The organism is Aurantimonas sp. C2-5-R2 (genome assembly GCF_036549495.1).
Lineage (GTDB): Bacteria > Pseudomonadota > Alphaproteobacteria > Rhizobiales > Rhizobiaceae > Aurantimonas > Aurantimonas coralicida_A.
Genome location: NZ_JAZHLJ010000220.1, coordinates 1 through 1,498 on the forward strand (window position 1 = coordinate 1; position 1,498 = coordinate 1,498).

Annotated in this window: 2 protein-coding genes and 2 pseudogenes; 1 reads left to right on the plus strand and 3 read right to left on the minus strand. The window is 57.9% G+C overall.

Features of this window, described 5'->3' with window-relative positions; translation table 11 throughout:
* Positions 1-41: 41 nt before the first annotated feature.
* From VQ044_RS25080 to VQ044_RS25090, 3 genes and pseudogenes are all read right to left on the minus strand, one after another.
* Positions 42-541 (minus strand): annotated as a pseudogene (locus tag VQ044_RS25080) (IS3 family transposase); the annotation flags it as partial.
* Between the two features lie 15 nt (positions 542-556).
* Positions 557-693, minus strand: a pseudogene (locus VQ044_RS25085) (IS5/IS1182 family transposase); the annotation flags it as partial.
* A gap of 29 nt (positions 694-722) precedes the next feature.
* Positions 723-872 (minus strand): hypothetical protein, encoded by a 150-nt coding sequence (locus VQ044_RS25090; RefSeq protein ID WP_327651514.1) that lies wholly within the window; start codon positions 870-872, stop codon positions 723-725.
* A gap of 80 nt (positions 873-952) precedes the next feature.
* Between VQ044_RS25090 and VQ044_RS25095 the strand changes: the two genes are divergently transcribed.
* Positions 953-1,432: a MarR family winged helix-turn-helix transcriptional regulator gene (locus VQ044_RS25095; protein ID WP_327651513.1), complete on the plus strand. Its 480-nt coding sequence runs from the start codon at positions 953-955 to the stop codon at positions 1,430-1,432.
* Positions 1,433-1,498: the final 66 nt, after the last annotated feature.

The following is a 1,498-nucleotide window of genomic DNA, read 5'->3' on the forward strand; positions in this document are numbered from 1 at the left end:
GATATTTGAGGCATGCTTCCTCCACCGCATCATCTGCGGTGTTAGAAAGAGTCGCGACGCCTCAAGACCACACAACATGCGCAAGAGCCGCTTTGATGGAGAGGCATTTGCTCATTTGCGGCGCGGTTTTCGAAGTGCACCGGGCTTTGATAGTCGAGGGCGGAGTGTCGCCTTACAGGATTGTAGAAGCCGTCGATGTAGCGGGCAACGGCCTGCTCGGCATCGTGCCTGGTCTGGAAGCGCGTTCGCCAGATCAGCTCGGATTTGATGGTCTTGAAGAACGTCTCGACCATGGCGTTATCGTAACAGTTTCCCTTGCCCGACATTGAGATCCGGATGCCGTTTCTGCGGAGTTCGCCCTGATAGTCCACAGCGCAGTATTGGCTGCCGCGGTCCGAATGATGGATTAGACTCGCAGCCGGCTGGCGCATGACCAGAGCCTTCCTGAGAGCCGAGAGGGCCAAGGCTCGATGCAGCCGGTCGTTGGTGGTCCAGCCGACAACGCGCGGGAGAAGAGGTCGAGGACAATCGAGAGATACAGGTTGAGCAGGTTGTAAAAACGGGGCCAGATGCGCCCGCAGATCCGACAGGTCCACGAAGCGGTCGATCGACCTCAGCAGGTGGTTCGACGGAACGTGTCCTTCCAACGAGAACTCGTAGAGCCGTCTGATCGACCCGCCGTTCACCCATCATGGCAATGCCTCCTTGATGACCCGAGTGAATCAGCCCTCATCGACCTTGGCAATTGCCGACTTTTTCAACAGTATCGCGCAGAGGCGCTTGACGAGTTGCTGCCATGAGTGAACACAATTGGTGTTGCGGCGACCGCTTGAATCCGCCAATTGTTGCTCGATCCCGAAGATCAATTTCATTTGAGTTTCATATACTGCTTACCTTCCATTCAAGGGGTATGCTTTGCCGCCACTCTGGATTCTGGCACAAAGAGATCGACATGGAAGATCGAACAAAGACCAGCCTCATCGCCTTGCGCCGAATTCTACGTGCCACAGAGCTCAACGCGCGTTCTCTCGCGCGTGAAACGGGGCTGACGACACCACAGTTGATCGTCCTGGAAATCGTCGCTTCCGCCGACCGCGTAACGTCGAAGGCCATTGCAAAGAGAGCGGGTGTCGGACAGGCAACGGCAACCTCTCTGGTTGATAAGCTGGTGGCTCAAGGATTGGTTACGCGCACGCGCGGCGTGCAGGACAGACGCGTGGTGTGGGTATCCGCAACCGGCTCTGGACGTGCGCTTCTGGCAGCCGCCCCCGATCCTCTTCAAAAGACATTTGCAACCCAGTTCGAGACATTGCCGGATTGGCAGCAGGCGATGATCGTTGCCACGCTTGAGCAGGTCGGAGCCATACTCAATGCCGGCTCCCTCGATGCCGCCCCCTTGCTTGCGTCGGGAGCTATGGCCGATTTTGGGTGACGCGGCTTGATCAAGCGGCGCGGTTGTCGGCGCCCTGCGTGGCGACGCCGTCTGTGAATGTGACGC